Origin of the sequence: Pseudomonas sp. xss_2 (assembly GCF_043104195.1) — a bacterium.
Classification (GTDB): Bacteria; Pseudomonadota; Gammaproteobacteria; order Pseudomonadales; family Pseudomonadaceae; genus Aquipseudomonas; species Aquipseudomonas urmiensis.
Genome location: NZ_JBICKL010000070.1, coordinates 1 through 17631, shown reverse-complemented (window position 1 = coordinate 17631; position 17631 = coordinate 1). Strand labels below are relative to the sequence as shown.

The 17631-nt window shown below is 63.1% G+C and carries 16 protein-coding genes; 6 read left to right on the top strand and 10 right to left on the bottom strand.

Annotated elements, in window-relative coordinates:
* Positions 1-29: 29 nt before the first annotated feature.
* Both ACF8K2_RS17335 and ACF8K2_RS17330 read right to left on the bottom strand, forming a co-directional pair.
* Complete coding sequence (locus tag ACF8K2_RS17335) at positions 30-1307, bottom strand: Y-family DNA polymerase (RefSeq protein WP_392466330.1); 1278 nt, start codon at positions 1305-1307, stop codon at positions 30-32.
* A complete protein-coding gene (locus ACF8K2_RS17330) occupies positions 1291-1722 on the bottom strand; it encodes a LexA family protein (protein ID WP_392466326.1) in 432 nt (143 codons plus the stop codon). Before ACF8K2_RS17330 ends, ACF8K2_RS17335 begins: the two co-directional genes overlap by 17 nt.
* A gap of 101 nt (positions 1723-1823) precedes the next feature.
* On the opposite strand from ACF8K2_RS17330, the gene ACF8K2_RS17325 reads away from it, so the two are divergent.
* Positions 1824-2531 carry an SOS response-associated peptidase family protein gene (locus ACF8K2_RS17325; protein ID WP_392466324.1) on the top strand — a complete coding sequence of 236 codons (708 nt, stop codon included), beginning with the start codon at positions 1824-1826 and terminating at the stop codon, positions 2529-2531.
* A gap of 66 nt (positions 2532-2597) precedes the next feature.
* Here ACF8K2_RS17325 and ACF8K2_RS17320 read toward each other — a convergent pair whose 3' ends face one another.
* The 6 genes from ACF8K2_RS17320 to ACF8K2_RS17295 all read right to left on the bottom strand — a co-directional run bounded on the left by ACF8K2_RS17320 (position 2598) and on the right by ACF8K2_RS17295 (position 8932).
* Positions 2598-2819 carry a formate dehydrogenase subunit delta gene (locus ACF8K2_RS17320; RefSeq protein WP_186555053.1) on the bottom strand — a complete coding sequence of 74 codons (222 nt, stop codon included), beginning with the start codon at positions 2817-2819 and terminating at the stop codon, positions 2598-2600.
* On the bottom strand, positions 2816-5701 hold the full coding sequence (gene fdhF / locus ACF8K2_RS17315; RefSeq protein ID WP_392466320.1) for a formate dehydrogenase subunit alpha: 2886 nt from the start codon (positions 5699-5701) through the stop codon (positions 2816-2818). The genes ACF8K2_RS17320 and fdhF overlap by 4 nt, the downstream gene beginning before the upstream one ends.
* A complete protein-coding gene (locus tag ACF8K2_RS17310) occupies positions 5698-7251 on the bottom strand; it encodes a formate dehydrogenase beta subunit (RefSeq protein WP_392466318.1) in 1554 nt (517 codons plus the stop codon). Before ACF8K2_RS17310 ends, fdhF begins: the two co-directional genes overlap by 4 nt.
* A complete protein-coding gene (locus ACF8K2_RS17305) occupies positions 7245-7730 on the bottom strand; it encodes a formate dehydrogenase subunit gamma (protein WP_392466469.1) in 486 nt (161 codons plus the stop codon). The genes ACF8K2_RS17310 and ACF8K2_RS17305 overlap by 7 nt, the downstream gene beginning before the upstream one ends.
* A gap of 268 nt (positions 7731-7998) precedes the next feature.
* Positions 7999-8631, bottom strand: a complete 633-nt coding sequence (locus ACF8K2_RS17300) for a hypothetical protein (protein WP_392466316.1) — start codon at positions 8629-8631, stop codon at positions 7999-8001.
* 10 nt (positions 8632-8641) lie between these two features.
* The gene (locus ACF8K2_RS17295) at positions 8642-8932 is read right to left on the bottom strand and encodes a hypothetical protein (RefSeq protein ID WP_392466314.1); all 291 of its coding nucleotides are present in this window, start codon (positions 8930-8932) and stop codon (positions 8642-8644) included.
* A 342-nt stretch (positions 8933-9274) separates the two neighbouring features.
* On the opposite strand from ACF8K2_RS17295, the gene ACF8K2_RS17290 reads away from it, so the two are divergent.
* The 4 genes from ACF8K2_RS17290 to ACF8K2_RS17275 all read left to right on the top strand — a co-directional run bounded on the left by ACF8K2_RS17290 (position 9275) and on the right by ACF8K2_RS17275 (position 15238).
* The gene (locus ACF8K2_RS17290; protein ID WP_392466313.1) at positions 9275-10741 is read left to right on the top strand and encodes a sensor histidine kinase; all 1467 of its coding nucleotides are present in this window, start codon (positions 9275-9277) and stop codon (positions 10739-10741) included.
* A gap of 223 nt (positions 10742-10964) precedes the next feature.
* A complete protein-coding gene (gene dusA / locus ACF8K2_RS17285; RefSeq protein WP_186555075.1) occupies positions 10965-11942 on the top strand; it encodes a tRNA dihydrouridine(20/20a) synthase DusA in 978 nt (325 codons plus the stop codon).
* A gap of 304 nt (positions 11943-12246) precedes the next feature.
* Complete coding sequence (gene tal, locus ACF8K2_RS17280) at positions 12247-13173, top strand: transaldolase (protein ID WP_392466311.1); 927 nt, start codon at positions 12247-12249, stop codon at positions 13171-13173.
* Positions 13174-13348: 175 nt separating this feature from the next.
* A complete protein-coding gene (locus ACF8K2_RS17275; protein WP_392466308.1) occupies positions 13349-15238 on the top strand; it encodes an alkaline phosphatase D family protein in 1890 nt (629 codons plus the stop codon).
* 116 nt (positions 15239-15354) lie between these two features.
* Here the strand turns inward: ACF8K2_RS17275 and rssC are convergent, their stop codons facing one another.
* Positions 15355-15837 (bottom strand): anti-sigma factor antagonist RssC, encoded by a 483-nt coding sequence (rssC, locus tag ACF8K2_RS17270; RefSeq protein WP_186555062.1) that lies wholly within the window; start codon positions 15835-15837, stop codon positions 15355-15357.
* Positions 15834-17018, bottom strand: a complete 1185-nt coding sequence (gene rssB, locus ACF8K2_RS17265; RefSeq protein WP_186555076.1) for a two-component system response regulator RssB — start codon at positions 17016-17018, stop codon at positions 15834-15836. Before rssB ends, rssC begins: the two co-directional genes overlap by 4 nt.
* A 269-nt stretch (positions 17019-17287) precedes the next feature.
* Here rssB and ACF8K2_RS17260 point away from each other — a divergent pair, with 269 nt between their 5' ends.
* Positions 17288-17587 (top strand): PilZ domain-containing protein, encoded by a 300-nt coding sequence (locus ACF8K2_RS17260; protein ID WP_186555063.1) that lies wholly within the window; start codon positions 17288-17290, stop codon positions 17585-17587.
* Positions 17588-17631 lie beyond the last annotated feature (44 nt).

Here is a 17631-nt window from a genome sequence, read left to right as displayed (position 1 = left end):
AAAGCTCTATGCGCTAACTCAAACGTCCATCATCTCACCTGCCAAAGCCCAGAAACCTGCGTGGTGAAGCTGTTGCTCATCAACTCCCGGCGCATCCCCCAGTCGGGCAGCGCCGGCACTGCAGCGGGCCGCAAGGTCCCACTGCCCCAGCGCCCATTCACCCCATCGAGCACGCTCATCAGCCGCCCGCTCTTGAGCGGTTGCGAGGCGGCGAACAGGTCATCGGTGTACTCCCCGCGCTGGCACAGCTCCAGCAGCAACACCTCGGCCTTGCTGTACTTGAAGCCCTCGCGAAACACCCTGTCCAGCGCCTCGATGGCCATGCCGGTGAGCAGGCGCACGTCATCGGTGGGGTATGGCAACTGCACCACCACGCCATTGGCATACTTGGCTTCGTCGGGGTTGAACATGCCCGTACGAATGCTCACCCGCAGCTTGCGCGCCAGGGACTGTTGCGCACGCAGTTTTTCGCTGGCACGCATGACATAACTGGCCACCGCCTGCCTGATTGGCGCACGTTCAGTCAGGCGTTTGCCGAACATGCGGCTGCAGCAGATTTCCTGGCGTGGCGGCTCCACCTCCTCCAGCGCCAGGCATGGCGTACCGGCAAGCTCGCGGACGGTCTTTTCAATGACCACGCTAAATTGCTGGCCCAGGCTGCGCGGGTCGGCCTGGGCCAGATCCCAGGCGCTGCGGATATCCAGGCCGCGCAGATGAGCGGCCATGCGCGGGCCGATGCCCCAGACATCTGCGGCGTCACACCTTTTCAGTACCCAGTCACGGTGGCTCGGGTCACGCAAATCCACCACCCCGCCGCTTTGCTCCTGCCAGCGCTTGGCCGCATGGTTGGCCAACTTGGCCAAGGTCTTGGTACCAGCGATACCCACGCCGACCGGAATACCGGTGTATTGCAGCACCCGCTCGCGGATGTCGCGGCCCAGGCGCTTGAGGTCACCAGGCACGCCGCTGAGGTCGGCGAACGCTTCATCGATGGAGTACACCTCCAGCGCCGGGACCATGCCTTCGATCACGGTCATCACCCGCTGGCTCATGTCGCCGTACAGTGCGTAATTGGAGGAGAACGCCACCACCCCATGGCGGCGCAGCACGTCCTTGACCTGAAAATACGGCTGGCCCATCTTCACCCACTGCTTGGCCTCGGCGCTGCGGGCGATGACACAACCGTCGTTGTTGCTCAGCACCACAATCGGGGTGCGCCGCAGGTCTGGGCGGAACACCCGCTCGCAACTGGCGTAGAAGCTGTTGCAGTCGATCAGGGCGAACACCGCTTCAGGCTTTTGGGTCATGGCTACGCACACTGAAGGTCACCACGCCCCAGATCGTCAACTCGTCGCCCTCAAGGATGTAACGCGGCGCGAAACGGGGATTCTCCGAATGCAGCGACACCTGCCGAGCAACCTTGTGCAAGCGCTTGCACAGCGGCTCGCCATTGACGGCAGCGATGACTATGTGGCCGTGGTGGGCCTCGATCGAGCGATCGACCAGCACCAGGTCGCCGTCGAAGATCCCAGCGCCTTGCATGCTGTCGCCGTCTATCCTGACCAGATACATGTGCGGTGCGCGCAGGTTGAACAGCTCATCCAATGAGATCGGTTGCTCCATGTGGTCCGCAGCGGGCGAGGGAAACCCCGCCGGCACGCGAAACAGATAGCGCGGCAGCGCACTGCTGCCTGAAGCGATCGGGCCAAGAATGGAAGTCATGAGCCAGCCTTGCAAATAAACTGTATGGATATACAGTTAATCGATCGCCGGGCCTTCGGTCAATTTCGGCGTAGGAAATTTCGACAAGTGGGAGACCTGCAATGTGCGGACGCTTCGTCCAGTACCAAGGCTTGGCCGACTATCTGCGCGAGCTGGACGCCGAGCAAGACGTGGTCAGTGGCTATGACAATAGCCCAGTGGGCCGTTACAACGTCGCCCCCGGTAGCCGCGTACTGATCCTGCACACGGCCGAAGATGGCCTGCGCATCGACCCCTGCCACTGGAGCTGGGCGCCGTTCTGGGCCACTGGCAAACGGCCGGCGCCGATCAATGCGCGGGTCGAAACAGTCACCACCGGCACGTTTTTCCAGGCCCTGTGGCCGCAGGGTCGGGCGCTGGTAATGGCCGATGGCTGGTACGAGTGGGTAACCGACCCGCACGACCCCAAGCGCAAGCAACCCTATTTCATTCGCCTGAAAAGCCAGGCACCGATGTTCATGGCGGCGCTGGCCCAGGTGCGGCTGGGGCTGGAGCCGAGTGAAGGCGATGGCTTTGTGATCATCACTGCCGCCAGCGATCAGGGCATGCTGGATATCCATGATCGCCGGCCACTGGTACTGGCGCCGGAACACGCCCGGGCTTGGTTGGACCTGGAACTACCCGCAGAACGTGCGCAGCAGTTAGCCCGTGAGCAATGCCTGCCGGTGGAGGCGTTCGAGTGGTTTGCGGTGAGCAAGGCCGTGGGTAATGTGCGCAACGAGGGGGCGCAATTGATCGTGCTGGAGACGCCGCAGGCGACGCTGTTCTAGTTCGGATCGAGCGCGGCCCTTGGCAGGTAAGCCTGCGAAGGGCCGCCAATGACACCCTGCAAACACCTAGGCCGCCACCGTCTCTGAAGCCAGCGCCTCGCGCACCAACGGATCGATCCCCTCCCCCGGATTGGCCTGCATCCACTCGACCAGTTGCCGGCGCATCGCCGGGGCCCAGAAGCTGTGCAGATGCTGCCTCACCCCTTGCACCGCCAGGGCGCGGTCTGGCTCGCTGTCGAAGTAATGGGCGATCTGGTTGGCCATCTTGATCAGATTGTCGACGCTCATCGGCGCACCTCGGCAGTCTCCGGTTGGTCGCTGTGGCGGCGCTCCTTGAGCAAGCGCCGTTGTTCGTCACTGAACGCCTGATAGCGCTGCTGCCAGGCCGAAGGCTGCGACACGCGCACCACTTCCACCGCCGTGACTTTGTACTCGGGGCAGTTGGTGGCCCAGTCGGAGTTGTCGGTGGTGATCACGTTGGCGCCCGACTCGGGGAAGTGGAAGGTGGTGTACACCACCCCCGGCGCGACCCGGCTAGTGACCTGCGCACGCAGCACGGTTTGCCCGGCGCGGCTACCGATGCCGACCCAATCACCCTCGACGATGCCGCGGCTTTCAGCATCGCTTGGGTGGATCTCAAGGCGGTCCTGGGCGTGCCAGGCGACGTTACCGGTGCGCCGGGTCTGGGCGCCGACGTTGTACTGGCTGAGGATGCGCCCGGTGGTCAGCAACAGCGGATAGCGGCTGTTGACCTTCTCGTCGGTGGGCACGTAACCGGTGAGCATGAAGCGTCCCTTGCCACGCACGAACTGGCCGATGTGCATGGTCGGGGTGCCGTCGGGCGCGGCGTCGTTGCACGGCCATTGCAGGCTGCCGTGGCGATCGATCTCGGCGTAGCTGACGCGGTGGAAGGTCGGCGTCAGGCGGGCGATTTCATCCATGATCTCTGACGGGTGGCGGTAGTCCATCGGGTAGCCCAAGGCGTTGGCCAGGGCCACGGTTGCTTCCCAATCCGCCTTGCCAGCCAGCGGCTCCATAACTTTGCGCACCCGTGAGATACGCCGTTCGGCGTTGGTGAAGGTGCCGTCTTTTTCCAGGAACGAGCTGCCCGGCAGGAACACATGGGCGAACTTGGCCGTCTCGTTGAGGAAGATATCCTGCACCACCACGCATTCCATGGCGCGCAAGGCGGCAGTGACGTGCTGGGTGTTGGGGTCGCTCTGGGCGATGTCCTCGCCCTGGCAGTACAGGGCCTTGAAGCTGCCATCCAAGGCCGCTTCGAACATGTTGGGAATACGCAGGCCCGGATCGGGCTGCAAGGTCACGCCCCAGGCCTGCTCGAACTCAGCCCTCACGCCCTCGTTGGAAATGTGCCGGTAGCCCGGCAGCTCATGCGGGAACGAGCCCATGTCGCAGGAGCCCTGGACGTTGTTCTGGCCACGCAGCGGGTTGACCCCTACCCCTTCGCGACCAATGTTGCCGGTGGCCATGGCCAGGTTGGCGATGCCCATCACCGCGGTGCTGCCCTGGCTGTGCTCGGTAACGCCCAGCCCGTAGTAGATGGCCGCATTGGCGCCGTTGGCATACAGCCGGGCAGCAGCGCGGATCTGTTCGGCGGGGACGCCGCAGATCGGCCCGAGCGCTTCAGGGGCGTTATCCGCCAGGCTGACGAAGTCGCGCCAGCGGGCAAATTCCGCCGCTTCGCAGCGACTATCGACGAAGCCCTGATCGAGCAGCCCTTCCGTGACGATCACATGGGCCAAGGCGTTGAGCATGGCCACGTTGGTACCTGGGCGCAATTGCAGGTGCAGTTCGGCGCGTGCATGCGGCGAGTCGACCAGATCGATACGCCGTGGGTCGATGACGATCAGTTTGGCGCCTTGGCGCAGGCGCCGCTTGAGTTGCGAGCCGAACACCGGATGGGCATCGGTGGGGTTGGCGCCGATCACCAGGATCACGTCGGCCAGCATCACCGAGTCGAAGCTTTGCGTGCCAGCCGACTCGCCCAAGGTCTGCTTGAGGCCGTAACCGGTGGGCGAATGACAGACCCGCGCACAGGTATCGACGTTGTTGTTGCCAAAGGCGGTACGCACCAACTTTTGTACCAGGTAGGCCTCTTCGTTGGTACAGCGGCTGGAGGTGATCCCGCCAATCGAATCGCGCCCGTACTTGAGCTGGATGCGGCGCAGCTCGCTGGCCGCATAGCTGACGGCCTCGTCCCAGTTGACCTCTTGCCAAGGGTCGTCGATGTGCTTGCGGATCATTGGCGTTGTGATGCGATCGGGGTGGGTCGCATAGCCCCAGGCGAAGCGGCCCTTGACGCAGGCATGGCCATGGTTGGCGCCGCCGTTCTTGTCCGGCACCATGCGCACCAGCTGATCGCCCTTCATCTCGGCACGGAACGAGCAGCCCACGCCGCAATAGGCGCACGTGGTGATCACTGCCCGCTCCGGCTGGCCGAGCTGCACCAGGCTCTTCTCGGTCAGGGTCGCGGTCGGACAGGCCTGCACACACGCCCCACAAGACACGCACTCGGAATTGAGGAAGTTGTCGCCACCCGCCGCTGCCACCCGCGAGTCGAAGCCGCGTCCGGTGATAGTCAGGGCGAACGTGCCCTGGATGTCTTCGCAAGCGCGCACGCAGCGGCTGCAGACGATGCACTTGCTTGGCTCGTAGTCGAAGTAGGGGTTGGAAACATCCTTGGCTTCGGCCAGGTGATTGTCACCGGCATAGCCATAACGCACCTCGCGCAAGCCGACCTGGCCGGCCACGCTCTGCAGCTCGCAGTTGCCGTTGGCCGAGCAGGTCAGGCAGTCCAGCGGGTGGTCGGAGATGTACAGTTCCATGACGTTGCGCCGCAGGTCGGCCAGGCGCGCGGTTTGCGTGCGCACCACCATGCCTTCGCTGACCGGCGTGGTGCACGAGGCGGGATAGCCGCGCATGCCGTCGATTTCCACCATGCACATGCGGCACGAGCCAAACGCTTCCAGGCTGTCGGTGGCGCACAGTTTGGGGATGCTGGTACCCAGTAGCGCCGCAGCGCGCATCACCGAGGTGCCGGCAGGCACGCTGATCGCGCGGCCATCGATATTCAGGCTGACCTGTACCTCGCTGTCACGCGCAGGGGTGCCCAGGTCGATGTCACTGGCGGGGTCGAAGAAATTGATCATTGCGCGGCCTCCGGGCTGGCCAGACCGAAGTCGGCAGGGAAATGCTTGAGAGCGCTGGCCACAGGATACGAAGTCATCCCGCCCATGGCGCACAGCGAGCCGTACTGCAGGGTGTCGCACAGGTCACGCAGCAGGTCGGCCTGCTCTTGGCGATAGGCCGGGTCGCTGCTGGCGATCAAGCGCTCGACCACCTCCACGCCCCGGGTCGAGCCGATCCGACACGGGGTGCATTTGCCGCACGATTCCTCGGCGCAGAACTGCATGGCAAAACGCGCCATGCCGGCCATGTTCAGGGTGTCGTCGGCGACCACGACTCCGCCATGGCCAATCATCGCGCCGAGGGCGGCGAAGGCCTCGTAGTCCAGCGGTGTGTCGAACTGGCTTGGCGGCACCCAGGCGCCCAATGGGCCACCGACCTGCGCAGCCTTCAGTGGCCGGCCACTGGCCGTGCCGCCGCCATAGCCCTCGACCAGCTCGCGCAGGGTCAGGCCGAACGCGCGCTCGACCAGCCCACCCTGGCGGACGTTCCCCGCCAGCTGAAACGGCAAGGTGCCCAGCGAACGGCCCATGCCAAAGTCGCGGTAGAACGGAGCACCCTTGGCCAGAATGATCGGCACCGAGGCCAGGGTGAGCACGTTATGCACCAGGGTCGGCTGGCCGAACAGGCCTTCGAGCGCCGGCAGTGGCGGCTTGGCGCGGACGATCCCGCGCTTGCCTTCGAGCGATTCGAGCAGCGCGGTTTCCTCACCGCAAATGTAGGCGCCAGCCCCCACCCGCACCTCCAGGTCGAAGGCCACGCCGCTGCCAGTGGCGTCCAGATAACCCGCTTCACGGGCGAGCAGCACTGCCTCGTTCAGCGCCCGAACCGAGTCAGGGTATTCCGAGCGCACATAGATGTAGCCCTTGCTCGCCCCCACCGCCAGGCCAGCGATGATCATGCCTTCGATCAACAGGAACGGGTCGCCCTCCATCAGCATGCGGTCGGCGAAAGTGCCGGAGTCGCCCTCGTCGGCGTTGCACACCACATACTTCTGCCCTGCCGGGGCATCGCGTACGGTGCGCCACTTGATCCCCGCCGGGAACGCCGCGCCGCCGCGCCCGCGCAAGCCGGAGTCGAGCACCGCAGCGACCACGTCCGCGCCATCCATCAGCGCCGCCTTGGCTAGCCCGTCAAAACCGCCATGGCTGCGGTAGTCATCCAATGACAGTGGCCGAGTGATGCCGGCACGGGCGAACAACAGGCGCTGTTGCGTCTCTAAATATGGAATCTGCTCGACCAAACCCAGTGCCAGCGGATGGCTGGCGGGATCTGCAACCAGGGCATCGAGCAGTGAGGCCGCATCCTCGACCATCACCGGGCCGAAGCCCAAGCGGCCAGCGGCGCTGTCCAGTTCGACCAGCGGCTCCAGCCAGTACAGGCCACGCGAGCTGGTGCGCAGGATCTGCAGCGGAATTTGCCGACGCTCGGCCTCAGCGGCCAGGGCAGCGGCCAACTGATCGGCGCCGACCGCACGGGCGACCGAGTCGCAGGGGATGAACAGCTTCAGCATGGCTTGGCCTCCTGCAGGCAGCCGTCGACCAGCGTACGCAGGCGCTCAGGGGTAAGCCGGGCATGCACCTGGCCATCAAGCTCCAGCGCTGGCGAGCAAGCGCAAGCGCCCAGGCAATAGACCGGGCGCAGGCCGACGGCGCCATCGGCGCTGGTGCCGTGATCATCAAGCCCCAGCTGTTCACGCAGTTGCGCGGCCAGCGCCTCGGCGCCCCGGCTCTGGCAGGATTCGGCCCGGCACAGACGCAAGGTGTGGCGCGCTGGCGGCGAAGTGCGGAAGTCGTGGTAGAAGCTGATCACCCCGCGCACTTCGGCCTGGCTCAGGTTGAGGGCATGGGCGATCTCAGGTACGGCGGCGTCGGGGATGTAGCCGGTGCCAGCCTGGATAGCATGGAGTATCGGCAACAGCGCACCAGGGGTGTCGCGGTGGTGATCCAGCACACGCTGGATCACGGGCAGTTCAAGGGTCGGATCAGGCATACAGCGGACCTCGGCATCACGGATCAGGCTGCACGTGGGCAGGCCTGGCTCCGGCGTGTTCTGCTGCGGTGCACCGGCCACGTCACGGGCGCGTGGTCTGCGGGCACCTCCTTGCCCGTGGCCGTGCATCTGCGGGCACTGGTCCGAGGGCATCTTCACAGCATGGCACTCCTGTCGCCTGGGGGTTGCGTGCGAACGACCAGGCGTATCCTGAAACCGACCTAGCCACCAGCCAAGGCCGATTTGCAAAGCCAGCCGCTGGGTAACTTCAAATGGCTAAGTGCACCAGACGCTGCAAGTCGCCGATCACCGCAGGGTCGCGCGCTTCGAGTACATCGGCCTGAATACGCGCGATCACGGCCTTGAGCAGCTCCGTCTGGCTCATCTGGGTCGCCTGCAGCAACGCCAGATAATCCTGGGCAACATGGGCGTTGACCTTCATCGACAGCCGCCGCGTGGCCGCTGGTGTTGCGAGCGCACGCATGTGCAGTTGCTGCTCCAGCGCACCACTGAACGACGCATGCGCCGCCGGCAGTCCCGCCGCGCCATGCGCCTGAGCCAGTGCATGAAAATAGTAGCCAAGGAACAGCTTGCGCAGGCGGGCCCCCGCATCATTGCTCACGGCATGCATAGCCGCGTCCAGTACATCCAGATAGACCGCCGGCAGGCGCGCCTCGATCGACTTGAGCTGCTGCTTGCGCGCCTCGCGAATCGCCGGCGTGGACTGCGGCGGGATTGCGACCACGCTATCGCAGCCCAGGCATACCCCCACCAGCACGTCCTTGGCCTGACCTTGGCTATCGCTGAACGGCACGTCGCGACGCACATAGCGCATCTGCACCAGTGCCTGGCACTGCTCACAGAGCGCCTTGCCGGTGTCGCCTTCGAAGAAGATCTTCATGATCTGTTACTCACTGATGAACACTGACGAACCAGGTATCTGGCTCGATGAAATAGAACTTGATGTACCACCCCAGGCGCTTGAGCACGTGCACATCGATGGCCGGCACGGCGTGGTGAGGGCTGCAGTGGTGATGGACGCCGCTGCAGGAGCGAATAACGCGAATGAGCACCTCAGCCGTAACCTCGCCCATCGCTAGCAGGTTTTTCACCTCGATATCGCCACGCGCAACATGCAGGTAGTTACCGGACTCCAGCGCAGCGATCACATCGTGGCGGGCCTTCCTGAACCCATTTTTCATAGCCATCCCTGCCAATACGAAAATCATCGTACAAAATAGAAAGCGAATCCACCTTCCAGCGGATTCGAGCGACCAACGGCAGCCTGCTTGTGCATGCACGCAACCAGCACCACCCTTGAATAACTATGGCAGCGCTCAAATCGGCGCAGCGCCGAACAATGTGTCGGGCGTTGTCCTGGTTTTTCACGATGTTGCAGCGAGGTGGTTAAACCGGCTGATCTACCCCGCAAGCAATCCCCTCACTGCGCCGGTATGCACCTAGACTAGGTACTAAATGCCATCAGTCCCGCGCGCCCCTGCCGTCGGGCCTGCACCACCCAACTCTCGACCTGGGGTCTCCCGATGCCATCCTTGTCAGCCTGGCTCGTGCCCATCCGCCGACGGTTCTCCCAGCCCGGACCGGTCGAGCCGTTCAACCTCATGCGGCGCTTCTCGCTGATCAGCTTCGTCATCATCAGCGCCGTGGCGATCGGCCTGGCTTCGCTGTCGACGCGGTTTCTGGTCAATGAAAGCCTGGAGCGCGATGCCTTGCTGTCGGCGCAGTTCATCCAGTCGATGGCCTTCGGCGAGATCCGCCACCACGACCTGGATGGCATGAAGATGGGCGACGTGCTGGCCTCGACCCAGTACGGCATGCTCACCGGCGAAACCGGCAAGAACCGCGAACGCGCCCGCTCGGAGTTCCTCGACCACCTGGCGCACCTGCCCGACGTACTGCTGGCCAGCATCTTCTCCCCCGAGCGCAAGGTGATCTGGTCGACCAACCCGGCGCTGATCGGCCGCCAGGTGCATGAAGATTCAGCCCTGGAACAAGCCTTCGCCTCGCATGGCCAGGTCAGCGCGCGCTACAACGAGGTCGAGCCCGGCCGCACCGAGCAGCAATTCGTACGTGCGCCGAAGATGTTCTTCGTCGAGAACTACATCCCGCTGGTCGACGACCAAGGCAAGGTGCTGGCCATGGTCGAGATCTACAAAGAGCCGGTCGATCTGATCGAGCGGATCGACCGCGGCCACAAGTTGATCTGGGCCGCCACTGCGCTCGGCGGGCTGACTATCTACTTCGGCCTGTTCTGGATCGTCTGGCGCGCCTCGCGCTTGCTCGCCTCGCAGCAGGATCAACTGGTGGCGAACAAGACCTACGGCGGCCTGGTAGAGATGTCCACCGCCGTCGCCCACAGCCTGCGCAACCCCCTGGCAAGCATTCGCAGCAGCGCCGAGCTGGCCCAGGTGGTGCCCGGCCAACCCGCGACCGGCAACATCACCGACATCATCAGCCAGGTCGACCGCATGTCGGGGTGGTTGCATGATCTGCTGCTGTGTTTACGCCCCCTGCGCGGCGAACCCGAGACGGTGGACCTGGTTAGCGCCGTGCGCACGGCCCTGGGCACGTTCGAATCGCAGCTGCGCCAAGCGCGAATCGAAGCCGTCTTCAATCCAGACAGCGCGCCGCCAGTGTTGAGCAACGCACTGCTGCTTGGGCAATTGCTCAACAGCGTGCTGGCCAATGCCATCGAAGCCATGCCAGAGGGCGGCAAGCTGGTGTTGACCCTTGCTCGGCTGGATGAAGGCCAGTTGCTGCTGTGCATCGACGACTCGGGGCAAGGCCTGAGCCGCCAGCAAGAGATGATGGCGTTCAAGCCGTTCTACAGCACCAAGCAAGGCCGTCTGGGGATTGGCTTGGTGATGGTCCGGCAGATCATGGAGCGGTTTGGTGGCGAGGCCAGCTTGCACAACCTCACGACCCAGGGCACGCGGATCTGCTTGCGGTTCAGGAGCGGTCTGGACGGGGTCCAGGCCAAGGCTGGCTAGTGCCCATGCGCCCAGGCTGTGATTGGCGATTCCCACAATCCTGTAGGCAATCAACCTGCACCTGGGGCGTGGACATCGTGTTCTGCGGGTCAACGCCGTCACTCTGGTACAATCTGAGGCCTCAATTTCCAAGGCTGATTTGGACCGCGCCCTCAAGCGCTCCGAAGCAGCACATTACGCGTACCTAAAAATGCCTCTCGAAGCCTCCACAACGCCGCTGACCATGCGCCCCGAGCCGTCCCGCCGCTTCAGCGTTGCGCCTATGATGGACTGGACCGACCGCCACTGTCGGTTCTTCCTGCGTCTGCTCTCCAAGCACACCCTGCTCTACACCGAAATGGTCACCACCGGCGCCCTGCTGCACAACGACGCCGACCGTTTCCTGCGCCATGACGTCTCCGAACACCCGCTGGCCCTGCAACTGGGCGGTAGCGTGCCGGCTGACTTGGCGGCCTGCGCGCGGCTGGCCGAGCAGGCGGGCTACGATGAGGTCAACCTCAATGTCGGCTGCCCTAGCGACCGGGTGCAGAACAACATGATCGGTGCCTGCCTGATGGCCCACCCGGCACTGGTGGCCGATTGCGTCAAGGCCATGCGTGATGCGGTGGCGACGCCGATTACGGTCAAGCATCGCATCGGTATCAACGGGCGTGACAGCTATGCCGAACTGTGCGATTTCGTCGGTCAGGTGCGCGAGGCGGGCTGCCGTAGTTTCACCGTGCATGCGCGGATTGCGATTCTTGAGGGCTTGTCGCCCAAGGAGAACCGGGAGATTCCGCCGCTGCGCTATGACGTCGCGGCGCAGTTGAAGGCGGACTTCCCGGATCTGGAAATCGTGCTCAACGGTGGGATCAAGACGCTCGATGAGTGCCGCACGCACCTGACGACCTTCGATGGGGTGATGCTGGGGCGCGAGGCGTACCACAATCCGTATGTGCTGGCCGAAGTGGATCAGCAGCTGTTTGGCAGTGACGCGCCGGTGGTTAGCCGCAGTGAGGCGATGGAGCGGCTGCGGCCCTACATCGTTGCACATATCGACAGCGGTGGCGCCATGCACCATGTGACGCGGCATATTCTCGGCCTTGGCCAGGGCTTCCCGGGGGCGCGGCGGTTCCGCCAGTTGCTGTCGGCGGATATTCACAAGACTGACGCGCCGTTGGCGGTGCTGGATCAGGCTGCTGAGTTGTTGCAAGGTCGCTGAGCTAGGGTATTGCCATAGATGAGCGGGGGCTGGGCTGCCTCTTCGCGGCTCGCGCAATGAGCGCATCAAGCAAGCGGACGGAACCCTGGGCGGGGTTTTGACTCGAAGCTTCACCTTTCGTATAGCCTGGGGATCTCGGTACGGCCGTCGATCCCAAGGCTGCTACTCAGCCCATCGCGGGGCACGCCCGCTGCTACAGGGTTTCGCGTGAATTCGCGATGGTTGTGCCTGACACTCTGACGGCCCTTGAGCGGCCGTCGGCGGTCGGGTAATGTCGAGTCATTGCACAGGACAGAGCACGCCCATGACCTCCAAGCTGGAACAACTCAAGCAGTTCACCACCGTGGTCGCCGACACCGGGGACCTGGACGCCATCACTCGGCTCAAGCCGGTCGATGCCACAACCAACCCGTCGCTGCTACTCAAGGCCGCAGCCATCCCTGGCTATGCCGATCTGCTCAAGCAAGTGAAGGCCGACAGCAAGGGCAATGTCGACCTGGCCTGCGACAAGTTCGCCGTGGCCGTGGGCGCGGGGATTCTCAATGTCATTCCGGGGCGGATCTCGACTGAAGTCGACGCACGGCTGTCGTTCGATGAGCCTGCGCTGCTGGCCAAGGCCCGTCAGTTGATCGAGCTGTACGATGGCGCTGGCATCGGCCGCGATCGCGTGCTGATCAAGCTGGCCTCGACCTGGGAAGGCATTCGCGCCGCCGAGAAGCTGGAGAAGGAAGGCATCCAGACCAACCTGACCTTGCTGTTCTCCTTCGCCCAGGCCCAGGCCTGCGCCGATGCCGGGGTGTTCCTGATCTCACCGTTCGTAGGACGGATCTACGACTGGTACAAGAAAAGTACCGGCAAGGAGTACGTCGGTGCCGAGGATCCAGGCGTGCAGTCGGTCACGCGCATCTACGACTACTACAAGACCAACGGTTACAAGACCGTGGTGATGGGCGCGAGCTTCCGCAACATCGGCCAGATCGAGCAGCTGGCGGGCTGCGATCGCCTGACCATCAGCCCTGAACTGCTGCAACAGCTGAGCGATGATCAGGGCGAGCTGCCGCGCATCCTCAAGCCTGGCAATCAAGGCGAGGCCAAACAGCAACTGAGCGAGAGCCAGTTCCGCTGGGCGATGAACGAAGATGCAATGGGTACCGAGAAGCTGGCCGAGGGGATTCGCCAGTTCGCCCGGGACCAGGAAAAGCTGGAAGCACTGCTGGCAGAAAAAGCCTGATACAAATCGGGTTTGCCTGACGGGCGCAAAGTGCCGAGCATCTTGCGCCCATTGCTTACAAGTCTGGATGTTGTGTTGAATTTGCTGACCTCTTCGCGGGCAAGCCCGCTCCTACAGGGACTGCGCGTTTCCTGTGGGGGCGGGCTTGGCTTGCTGCTACCCATTTGAGCTGTCGATGACACCCTCTGCCGATCTCCTCCCCCACGTCTTGGCCGGGCCTGTGCTGCGCCGCCTGGAACCCCAGCGCCTGGCCATCTGGCTGGTCGGTTCGCAACCGCTTGATCCGCGCTTTATTCTCGACTGCCCAGGCATCCAGGCGAGCGTTGACTGCCAAGTGATTGCAATGGGTACGCACGCATTCGTACACCTGCTGGATGTCCACTTCGACACCCCGTTGCCGTGCAACGTGGCGATTGAATACGACCTGCAGTTGAGCACCGGTGAAGGCATTGCCGCCTGGGCGCCGCACCTGCTGTATCCCGGCGCCAGCCGGCCAAGCGTGGTCTTGCGCGAGCGGATCGAACAGCTGCTCCACGGCTCGTGCCGTAAGCCTCATCATCCAGCTGCCGATGGCCTGCTCTGCGCCGACCGGCTGCTGCAAGACTGCGCCAGCCCCGAGCAGCGCCCTGCCCTGCTACTGATGAGCGGCGACCAGGTCTATGCCGACGATGTCGCCGGCCCGATGCTGCGCGCCATCCATCGTTTGATCGAGCGCCTGGGCCTGTTCGATGAAGCGCTGGACGGCGCCTTGGTCGACGACAGCACAGCGCTGTATCGCCATCCAGCTTGCTATTACCACCGCGCCGACCTGCTGCCGGCACAGCAGAGCAGCGAGAGCCTGCGCGAACGCTTCTTCGGCGGCAAGCGCAAGCCGATTTTCTCTTCGAGCAACGCCGACAACCACCTGGTGACCTTCGCTGAGGTGATGGCGATGTATCTGTTGGTCTGGTCGCCGACGCCGTGGGCACTGGTAGACATGAACATGCCCGAGGGTCTCACCAAACAGCGGCAGGCGCGCTACCACGCAGAGCTGCCGCTGATCGAAGCCTTCGCTGCTGGCCTTGGCCAAGTAGCACGGGTAATGGCGCACCTGCCCTGCCTGATGATCTTCGACGACCACGATATTACCGACGACTGGAACCTTTCCGCGCAATGGGAAGAAACGGCCTACGGCCATCCCTTCTCGCGACGGATCATCGGTAATGCCTTGCTCGGCTACTTGCTCTGCCAGGGTTGGGGCAACGATCCAGATAGCTGCAAAGAACTGGTCCAACACTGCGCGACGCTGGGCGATAACAGTGTCGAGCGGCATCTGAACAAACAGGCTCAGGACGCCCTGATTGGCGAGCTGCTGCGCTTTCAGGGCTGGCAGTACGATCTGCCGAGCAATCCGCCGCTGTTGGTGCTCGACACCCGCACCCGGCGCTGGCGCAGTGAAAGCAGCCTGAAAAAGCCTTCCGGCTTGCTCGACTGGGAGGCGCTGAGTGAACTGCAGCAGTCGCTGCTCGATCACCCGTCGGCGATTATTGTCTCACCGGCGCCGATCTTCGGGGTAAAGCTGATCGAAACCGTGCAGCGGGTATTCAGCTGGTGCGGTTATCCGCTACTGGTGGATGCGGAAAACTGGATGGCCCACCGCGGTGCTGCGCAGGTGATCCTGAATATCTTCCGCCATTCGCGCACACCGGGGCATTACGTGGTGCTGTCGGGGGATGTGCATTATTCGTTCGTCTATGAGGTGATGATCCGCCATCGCCAGCGCAATCCGCACCTGTGGCAGATCACCAGCAGCGGGATCAAGAACGAGTTTCCCAAGCGTTTGCTGGATGTGCTCGACAGGCTTAATCGCTGGCTGTATTCGCCACGCTCGCCGCTGAACTGGTTTACCAAGCGGCGCTTGATGGAGGTTGCGCCGCGCTTGCCGAGCCGCAGTGAGGCTGGCGAGCGCTTGTGGAATAGCGCCGGCCTAGGGCAGGTGTTTTTCAATGCGCAAGGGCAGCCGGAGCGGGTGTTTCAGTTGAATGCCGATGGCTCGACGGCGAATGAGTTTGTCCGGGATCAGTGAGCCTGGCGGACTGGGCGATGATTGAGCTGATGCTTTCGCAGGGCAAGCCCGCGCCTACAGGGGCGCGGTGATCACAGGATGTGTGATTGCCGCGATGATGTGCGCGCGGCTTTGAATCATGAACGCTCCAGCGCGCTCACCAGGTCATGGAACGCTTCACGGTTGGAATCGTTCAGGCCCATGAGAATCTTGTGCGCCTCGAGCACCTTGGACCGCACTACGTCTTCGTTCTGGTCCTGCGATGGCAGGTCGGTCAGGCACTCTGGGCAGGGTACTGGACGATCGACGATGTTGAACACCTGATCGAACCCCATCGACTGCAACAAGCGCGAGATATCCGGGTTGGTGGTGACCACGGTCGGCAACAGGCCGACCTTCTGCCGGGACAGAATGGACAGCTTGGCCAACAGGCCCAGCGTGGTGCTGTCGATACTTTCGGTCTCGGTCAAGTCGATGACGATGGCCGAGAAGTTCAGCGCAGTGAAGATCTTCTCGATCGTCGCATCCAAGGCCGAACACAGGGTCAGGCGCACTTCACCGACGAATTTCAGTACGAAGGTACCGCTCTGCTCGGCGAACTGGATTCTACCGGTACTCATTGAAGGTTCCTGCTCAACACCAATAGGGCGATATCATCCGGCATCTCCCCAAGCGTAGCCAATCCGAAACGTTGGCGCAGCCCATCCAGGCTGCCACCCGCTGCTTTGACGATATCCGGCAAGGCAGCTTCTTTATCTTTGAGCGTGTCCCCCGGCAAAAGGTCCAGTATGCCGTCCGACATCAAGCTGAGGCTGAACTGCTCGGGCAGCTCGATGACCACATCCTGATAGGTCGCCTCTTCGAACAAGCCAACCGGTAGACCGCGGCCCTCAAGGTAGCGGGCCTGACCTGGGGTGTACAGCACCGGCAGCGGCAGGTGGCCACCGACGGCGTAGGTCAGTAGACCCGTATCCTGGTCGATCACGCCACCGACCATGGTCACATGCTTGCCCAGCTTGCAGTTGATCAGCCCACGGTTGATGTGGCTGAGCACTTCCGAGGGTTTGAAATCACGCATCTTGCCGCCGCGCTTGAATTCGAACAGCAGGCGGGTGGTCATGAATTTCAGCAGGACCGTGACAAACGCCGACGAAGCGCCATGGCCGGAGACATCTGCCAGGTAAAACGCAATGCGCCGATCATCCACGCGGAAGTAATCGGAAAAATCACCCGACAGGTACAGCGAAGGGATGATCTGGTGCTCGAAGGCGAAGTCATCCACCACCCACGGGCTCTCGGGCAGCATGTTCATCTGCACCTGGCGCCCGGCGGTCTGGTCTTCCTGCAACAGGTGCAGGCTGGCCTCAAGCTCGCGGTTGGCCGCTTCCAGCTTGTCGCGGTAGCGTTGGTTTTCCAACACCAGGCGTGAGCGATCGAGGGCGCGGCGCACCGAGTGCTCGAGGACGGCGAGGTCTTCGAGCGGCTTGATCAGGTAATCGGCAGCGCCCAGGCGCAAGGCCTCGACGGCGTCGCTCATGACACCGGCACCGGACACCACGATCACCGGCAACTGAGGGGCCAACTCGCTGATCCGACGGATCAGTTCGAGGCCGCCCATCTGCGGCATGCGCAGATCGCAGATCACGAGATCGGGCTGGTGTTCTTCGAAGACCTGAAGCCCCTGCTGGCCATTGCCGGCCTGAAGGACGCTGAAGCCACTGTCTTCCAGATAGGCGGCGAGGCTCGCACGGACCACGTCGTCGTCATCGATGATCAGCAGCGTTGCACTGGTTTTCTGCATGTGGGCGAACGGCGCCGGATTGGGTTGGCGTAGGATCGTCATGAAAAGCGACGAGCACTACTGGAATACTCTTTGGCTGCTCTACTCTTTGAGTTGTAGGACAAGAACCCTTGTCCGGCAACCAGCAGAGGTGCCCTGTAAGGCGCAGACGGTACTCCCATCCGCCAGGCGTTTCAAGCATGCGAGGGTCGGGTGCAGTGCACTTTACCGGGCAAATTGCTGAGAGTTATAAGAAACCCGTAGAACGCAACCCGATGAAAGGATCATGCATGCACCAGACACCCAGTAATCACAGCGAAAAGCGCGATTTCATCCGCATGCGAATCGATGCCCAGGTCAGCCTGCTGCATGCTGGCCAGGTGATTGCTGCGGTATGCGTGGACCTGTCCAGCAGCGGCATGCAGATCAAGGCCCCGCAACGCTACCAGGTAGGCGACCAGATCGAGGTGAGCATTGACTCCGACCACCCGGCGCTCAAGGGTTTGCACGCCAGTACCGAGGTGGTGTGGATCGCCGATCAGCCTGGCGGCCAGCAAAAGTTCGGCCTGCGGATTCTGGCGATGCATTGATCTGTTACGAAAAAACTGGGGCCGCTTCGCCGCCCTTCGCGGGC